This window comes from Acinetobacter sp. AG1, assembly GCF_001005525.1.
Taxonomy (GTDB): Bacteria; Pseudomonadota; Gammaproteobacteria; order Pseudomonadales; family Moraxellaceae; genus Acinetobacter; species Acinetobacter modestus.
On sequence record NZ_LBMZ01000094.1, the window covers coordinates 35,626 to 42,985 of the forward strand.

General features: G+C 40.5%; 6 protein-coding genes. 4 read left to right on the forward strand and 2 right to left on the reverse strand.

The annotated features are described in order from the left end of the window. Positions 1-59 precede the first annotated feature (59 nt). The 4 genes from AAV96_RS04370 to purB are packed head-to-tail and all read left to right on the forward strand — an operon-like array spanning position 60 to position 3,879. Positions 60-548: an NUDIX hydrolase gene (locus AAV96_RS04370; RefSeq protein WP_046738436.1), complete on the forward strand. Its 489-nt coding sequence runs from the start codon at positions 60-62 to the stop codon at positions 546-548. 4 nt (positions 549-552) lie between these two features. Further along, the gene (mnmA, locus tag AAV96_RS04375) at positions 553-1,686 is read left to right on the forward strand and encodes a tRNA 2-thiouridine(34) synthase MnmA (RefSeq protein ID WP_004662939.1); all 1,134 of its coding nucleotides are present in this window, start codon (positions 553-555) and stop codon (positions 1,684-1,686) included. An 18-nt stretch (positions 1,687-1,704) separates the two neighbouring features. Next, positions 1,705-2,436, forward strand: coding sequence for a high frequency lysogenization protein HflD (gene hflD / locus AAV96_RS04380; protein ID WP_005217064.1), 732 nt, complete (start codon positions 1,705-1,707; stop codon positions 2,434-2,436). Positions 2,437-2,490: 54 nt separating this feature from the next. Next, on the forward strand, positions 2,491-3,879 hold the full coding sequence (gene purB, locus AAV96_RS04385) for an adenylosuccinate lyase (RefSeq protein ID WP_004662941.1): 1,389 nt from the start codon (positions 2,491-2,493) through the stop codon (positions 3,877-3,879). 113 nt (positions 3,880-3,992) lie between these two features. On the opposite strand, the gene AAV96_RS04390 is transcribed toward purB, so the two are convergent. Then, positions 3,993-5,666, reverse strand: coding sequence for a ShlB/FhaC/HecB family hemolysin secretion/activation protein (locus AAV96_RS04390; protein WP_046738437.1), 1,674 nt, complete (start codon positions 5,664-5,666; stop codon positions 3,993-3,995). Positions 5,667-5,668: 2 nt separating this feature from the next. Then, positions 5,669-7,360, reverse strand: a 1,692-nt coding sequence (locus tag AAV96_RS18230) for a YDG domain-containing protein (RefSeq protein WP_227505823.1), incomplete at its 5' end; no start/stop codon positions are given.

Below are 7,360 nucleotides of genomic sequence, written 5' to 3' on the forward strand. Positions count from 1 at the left end.
CCATAGCCAAAAACTCTCAAATTTTGTAGAATACGTTTTTTAAAACCATGTTGCTTTCTATGACCGCTTGGACACCTCATGTCACAGTCGCCACTGTAGTCGAAAAAGACGGACGTTTTCTGTTTGTTGAAGAACACAGCGAAGGCTTTGTACATACCGTGTTTAATCAACCTGCGGGACATGTAGAATGTGGTGAAACCATTATCGAAGCAGCCATCCGTGAGACCTTAGAAGAAACAGGTCATCATGTTGAAATTGATCATCTACTCGGTATTTATACCTATACTCCACCAATGTTTCCTGATCGTACCTATTACCGTTTTTGCTTTTTAGCACATGTCACGTCAGTTGAAGAAAATGCTCAACTGGATACAGGTATTGTTGATACAGTATGGATGAACTTAGATGAGCTACAAGAATCAGCACGTGCGCGTAGCCCATTGGTTTTAAAAGTAATTGAAGATGCCCTTGCTGGCAAAAAATATCCCTTATCGCTCATTTATGAGCACCCTTTCTCTCCCTCATTAACTTCTCATTTGGACGCTTAATTAGATGCAACAACGTGTCATCGTCGGTATGTCTGGTGGTGTAGACTCCTCTGTTTCTGCCGCATTATTACTTCAACAAGGATATCAAGTTGAAGGTCTTTTCATGAAAAACTGGGAAGAAGATGATGGTACGGAATACTGCACAGCACTTGAAGACTTAGCCGATGCACAAGCCGTTGCAGACAAAATTGGTATCAAGCTGCACACTGCCAACTTTGCAATGGAATATTGGGATCGTGTGTTTGAACACTTCTTGGCTGAATATGCTGCGGGTCGCACACCAAACCCAGATATCTTGTGTAATAAAGAAATTAAATTCCGTGCCTTCCTCGATCATGCCATGACTTTAGGTGCAGACTTTATTGCAACAGGTCACTATGCCCGTCGTGGTGCAAGCATGCAGAATTCGCGTGGCGAAACCTATGCCCCATTACTCCGTGGTGTCGATAATAATAAAGACCAGACTTATTTCTTACATGCGGTACATGGTCGGGAAATTAACAAGACCCTATTCCCTGTGGGTGAAATTGAGAAACCCGAAGTCCGCCGCATTGCAGAAGAGTTAGATCTAGCAACTGCCAAGAAAAAAGACTCGACGGGTATCTGCTTTATTGGTGAACGTCGTTTCACCGATTTCTTAAAACAATATTTACCTGCACAAGCTGGAAAAATTGTTTTAGAGTCAGGTAAAGAAGTTGGTGAACATCATGGCTTGATGTACTATACGCTCGGTCAACGCGGTGGTATTGGTATCGGTGGTATGAAAGGTGTACAAGAAGGTGCATGGTTCGTACTCCATAAAGATATTGCCAATAATCGCTTAGTGATCGGTCAAGGACATGAGCACCCACTCATGCAAAGCACACAGCTTTGGAGTGAGTCGATTGATTGGGTCGCAGGTGAACAGGACATCCCAAGTACAGGATTCCGATGCACGGCAAAAACCCGTTATCGCCAGCCTGATCAAGCGTGTACAATTTATCGTGATGAGCAAACCGAAAATGGTATTCGAGTTGAGTTTGATGAACCACAAAGAGCTGTAACTCCTGGACAAAGCGTGGTGTTCTACTCCGGAGAAGTGTGCTTGGGTGGTGGTGTGATTCACCATACCAATGCACCTGAACCAGATTTTATTTAAGGAAATTGGAAGCGAAGCATGGTGGAGTTACCCTTTCAGCACGCCCAAGCGTTGAATGTTCGACAAAATCGTGCTTTGGCATTGGCTGCTGTGTTTCAAGCAACTCAGCTCACGCATATGACTGCAATGGCGGGTCAGCAAAGTATTGGCGATAGCGGTAATTTTTATTTTGAACTACTGATTAAAGCCAGTCTTAATATTCGCCCAGCCACCAATAATGCCACTCAAACTTTAGATTTTTTTAATCAACTTGCAGATATCTCTCTTGGTTTAAAAACATTGGAAGGTTGTATAACCCAACCTTTTAATACTGCTCCTAAATCTCGTATTCCGAAAATGTCGACTGCTAAACTCCCAATGTCTTATGCAATGGCTTTATTGCAATTAGAAAAGAAAGTGTATAGCAATCCTGAATACGTCAAAATTATCGAAGCAGCTCAGCAAAAAATATTAAAACAGCTTTCATTTTTCGATAACAATTATTTGCACCCAAGTATTATTGCCAACCTTGCACAAACTTATGTGGAAACAGCAGGGCAAATCAATCCTCGCATTTTAGTTCGCGGTAATGCGGAAGCATTTAAAGACATCAATCATACCAACCGTATTCGTGCATGCTTATTTACTGGCTTACAACTTGCACATTTATGGAAGCAGCTCGGTGGTAGCTCTTGGAGTATGATTTTTACTAAACGTAAGTTATTACAAGATATTCAAGCTCTCGCTCGTTTACAGTATCAGGTGGTATAAACCGATGCTAAGACGAATTTATTTTTATGTTTATTCCAAAATTAAGGAATCTGTATGAATGCTTTAACCGCACTCTCACCACTTGATGGACGTTATGCAAGCAAATGCGATGCGTTACGCCCTTTTTTGTCTGAGTTTGGTTTAATCCACGCTCGTGTTACGGTTGAAGTGCGTTGGTTACAAGCACTTGCAAATCGTGCAGAAATTATTGAAGTTCCAGCTTTCTCGGCTGAAACCAATGCAGCTTTGGATGCGATCGTAACAAACTTCTCTGAAGAAGATGCGAATCGTATTAAAGAAATCGAACGTACGACCAACCACGATGTAAAAGCAGTTGAATATTTCCTTAAAGAAAAAATTGCGAATATTGATGAGCTACAAAATGCGGGCGAATTTATTCACTTTGCATGTACCTCTGAAGACATCAACAACTTATCTCATGCATTAATGCTTAAAAATGGTCGTGAAGTTTTAGTTTCAAGTATGAAACAAATCCTCAATGCGATTTCTGCTTTAGCAATCACACATGCTGAACAACCAATGTTGTCTCGTACACATGGTCAAACTGCAAGCCCTACTACCTTGGGTAAAGAGATGGCAAACGTTGCTTATCGTTTAGCGCGCCAAATCAAGCAATTTGAAAATGTCGAATTATTGGGCAAAATCAATGGTGCTGTAGGTAACTACAATGCTCACCTATCTGCTTACCCAGAAATTGACTGGGCTGCACATGCTCAAGCATTTGTAGAATCTTTAGGTTTAGCATTTAACCCATACACCACACAAATTGAGCCACACGATTATATGGCTGAATTGTTTGATGCATTACGTCGTTACAACACGATCTTGATCGATTTTAACCGTGATGTTTGGGGCTATATCTCACTTGGTTACTTCAAGCAAAAATTAAAAGACGGTGAAGTTGGTTCATCAACCATGCCTCATAAAGTAAACCCAATTGACTTCGAAAATTCTGAAGGTAACTTAGGTATCGCAAATGCGGTATTGGGTCATCTTGGTGAAAAACTTCCTGTTTCTCGCTGGCAGCGTGATTTAACTGACTCAACTGTTCTTCGTAACATGGGTGTTGGTTTTGCACAAAGCTTGATTGCTTTTGATGCTTGCTTAAAAGGTATTGGTAAACTTGAACTCAACGCGAACCGTTTAAATGAAGATTTAGACCAAGCACAAGAAGTTCTTGCAGAGCCAATCCAAACCGTTATGCGTCGTTATAATGTTGAAAAACCTTACGAAAAATTAAAAGCATTGACTCGTGGTCAAGCAATGACGCGTGAGATGATGGTGAACTTCGTAAATGGTGATGAATTATTACAAGTTCCTGCTGACGAACGTGCACGTTTGGCTGAATTAACACCTGCAACATATACAGGTAATGCAGCTGAACAAGCGAAACAAATTAATGATCTAATTGGCAAAATCTAAGTTTTGTTGATAAAAAAAGCAAAGCCTCGGCTTTGCTTTTTTTATTTCTTAATTTTGCTAGTTAAAATCATCAGAATCCCAACGATTTTAACTGATCACCACCCTATTCTTATTTAAAAACGTTTACTTAAATTAAGCCAAGCTTCAACGTCATTACGCTTATCAACGCTATCAGGTTGTGCTCCTATCGGAAACCCAACAGTTAATGCTGCTTGCCATTGCATCGCATTTGACCAGTTTAGTCCAAAACCTGCACTACTAATCTGTTCTATATTTTTGCCTGTTAAACCACTCCACTCTCGTGCTTGGTGTTTAACCATTGCTGTATCGACATAGATCTTCGCTGCAAGTTGATTTTGTGCAGAAGCATATAAACTCTGTCTAAGTTCAGACAAAACGTAATATCCAGTTGAACCACTTAACGCACTGTTTTTATATCCTGCAATATTCGATGCACCACCAACACTAAATTGCTGAGCACTATCTAAATTGTCAGGGCTATATTGTGCTTGTAAAGCTGCATAGATTTGGATTTTTGAACCATTTAAATTTTGCAATCGAGAGACATTCATAAAGGCACTAACAAATTCACCTTGTGTTTTTGCTGTTGCTTGATCGCCAAGTTCTGCCATCGCATTTTTAAAATTAACTCGTCCAATATCTGTTGCAACGCCAAGTTGAGTTAAACCGCCACCCGCAAAATCATCATATTGCGAAGCATCTAAGCGAATACGCCCGACATCAATATTCCGATCCCGATAAATTTCTGCAACATTGATATCATCTTTCAGGCGTTTATGATCGTATTGCAAACCCAAAATCACTTCACTACGATTATTCAATAATACTGGTTGATTCAACCACACACTGATTTGTTGTGCTGTGCCTGTTGCATCTAAAGCTTTATATTCTTTACCTAATTCATAGGCTAAATCTGAATAACTCGCACCTAAACGTGTCCCGACACCATTAATGGTTGCTTCATAGCCCAATCGACCAAAGTTTAAATTGCCCGATGTCATACCATCCACAGTCAGGCGATCACCCAAACCCAAAGCATTATTGACTGCAACGCCAGCATTTAAACGCACTTCATGGGTATATTCATTGCCATAATTATCCAAACCGACATAACCTGTCAGTGATGATGTTGGCTGAATATCAATTGTTAAATCACTTGTTCCAGCATAACGCCCTGCGCTAATGATATTACGTGTTTGAATCCCATCTAAACGATTCAACAATTTAAGCTGCTGCTGCAAGGTCGCCGAGTCAATAATATTGCCAGGCTGTAACGGCTGCAAAATAGCTTGTATTAAGTGTGGAGATATTTTGGTTTGATTATTGATAATGATACGATCATATTTTGCCTCCAAAATCGCAATCTTAACCACACCATTTTTCAAACTTTGTACAGGTAAATACGCCCGACTATAGGGATAACCCTGCTGTTGATAATAAGTCGTAATCCGTTTCGTTAATTGCTGTAAATCAGCAAGTGTCAACATCTTAGTTTCAGCATCGGCAACCAAAGCATGTAAATCTACTGTGCTAATGCTCTGGTTTCCTGTAATTACAATCTGTTCAACTTTAACTTGCTGTTGAGCATCTGCTTGTGCAATTTGCATTTGTGCAGGCTGCTCAATATTCACCTCAGCTTGAGGTTGGTATTGCTGTATGGTTTGCTGTTGTAGAAGTAGTCCAGCATTTGGCACATTATCTGCAAAAACTGAAAAACTACTCAGTGAAAGCATACTCATTAATAATGTTGTCTTCGGATATAACATAATTAAAAATTCCCCGTTAATGTGTGAATACCGTCCATGTTGATGCCATCACCAATAATTTCTATTTCGATGTTATCCGACTGTTTTGGTTTATGTGCTTGTGGAGCAAAATGAATCGCTCGCTGATATGGATTGCCTAATAACTCTTGCCAAATTGAGAGATCAGGTTGGTTCGGTTTTTCAGGTACGATAGGTGGTTTTGGATCGACTAATGGCGCTTCAATTTTCAACATTCCAGCAGTAAATGTCAGATCATAGTTCTGATCACGACCACTGACCTGATTCTGATAGTTCCCTGTTGAAGTGGCACTTGCACCTGTCGCTGTCACATTTGTTAAGACCTCTGTACTTTCCCCGTTCACTAAGCCTTGAGTAGTGAAGCCAGTGACATGTTGTTGCTGACCGTTATAAGTCGTAGTTAAACTATTACCAATGACTTGTGCTTTGGCTTTTGCAATATTCGCTTGCGTTTGACTATTGGCTTGTAAGCTATAGTTGCCTGCATCTGTACCACCTAAATTGCCTGATACATTTACATTCTTGTTTGAACCTGCATTTTTATCAGCAAATTGTCCTTGCGCATTCAAGTTGACTTGATCACCTGTGATCAAACCATTCAAGCTACCATTGACGATCGCACTAGTCGTCCCATCGTAAACTTTGTCTTGAGCGGTGATGCTGCCTGTAATTTGTTTCTTACTGATGTTCGCAGTGACTTGTCCATTGGTCGTGAGTTCATAGTTACCTGCATCTAATCCAACCAAGCTACTTGAAGCCGTGACAACTTTGTTTTGACCCGCGTTCTTATCTACAAATTGCCCTGTTGTACCAACACTGACTTGATCACCTGTGATGACACCACCTGCATTTAATGTACCGCTAACATTGACATGAGTTGTTCCATCGTAGACTTTGTCTTGAGCTGTTAATACACCTGTAATTTGCTTCTTGCTGATACTCGCTTGGGTTTGACTATTCGCTTGTAAGCTATAGTTGCCTGCATCTGTACCACTTAAATTGCCTGATACATTGACCGTCTTATTCGAACCTGCATTTTTATCGGTAAATTGCCCTTGAGCATTCAGGTTAACTTGGTCACCTGTAATCAAACCATTCAAACTGCCATTCACAATCGCACTGGTTGTACCATCGTAAACTTTGTCTTGAGCCGTTAATACGCCTGTGATTTGTTTCTTGCTAATGTTCGCAGTCACTTGTCCATTGGTCGTAAGTTCATAGTTGCCTGCATCTAATCCAACCAAGCTACTGGAAGCCGTGACAACTTTGTTCTGACCTGCGTTCTTATCTACAAATTGCCCTGTTGTTCCAACACTGACTTGGTCGCCAGTGATCACATCACTTGTGTTCAAACTACCGTTTACAATTGCACTGGTTGTACCGTCATAAACTTTATCTTGGGCTGTTAATACACCTGTAATTTGTTTCTTGCTGATGTTGGCTTGAGTCTGACTATTGGCTTGAAAGCTATAGTTGCCTGCATCTGTACCACTTAAATTGCCTGATACATTTACATTCTTGTTTGAATCTGCATTTTTATCGGCAAACTGTCCTTGTGCATTCAGGTTGACTTGATCACCTGTAATCAAACCATTCAAGCTACCATTCACAATCGCACTGGTTGTACCATCGTAAACTTTGTCTTGAGCCGTTAATACGCCTGTGATTTGTTTCTT

Coding starts and splice junctions, on each gene's coding strand:
- hflD (WP_005217064.1), top strand. CDS start 1,705: ATGGTGGAGTTACCCTTTCAGCACGCCCAAGCGTTGAATGTTCGACAA.
- mnmA (WP_004662939.1), top strand. CDS start 553: ATGCAACAACGTGTCATCGTCGGTATGTCTGGTGGTGTAGACTCCTCT.
- AAV96_RS04370 (WP_046738436.1), top strand. CDS start 60: ATGACCGCTTGGACACCTCATGTCACAGTCGCCACTGTAGTCGAAAAA.
- purB (WP_004662941.1), top strand. CDS start 2,491: ATGAATGCTTTAACCGCACTCTCACCACTTGATGGACGTTATGCAAGC.
- AAV96_RS04390 (WP_046738437.1), bottom strand. CDS start 5,666: ATGTTATATCCGAAGACAACATTATTAATGAGTATGCTTTCACTGAGT.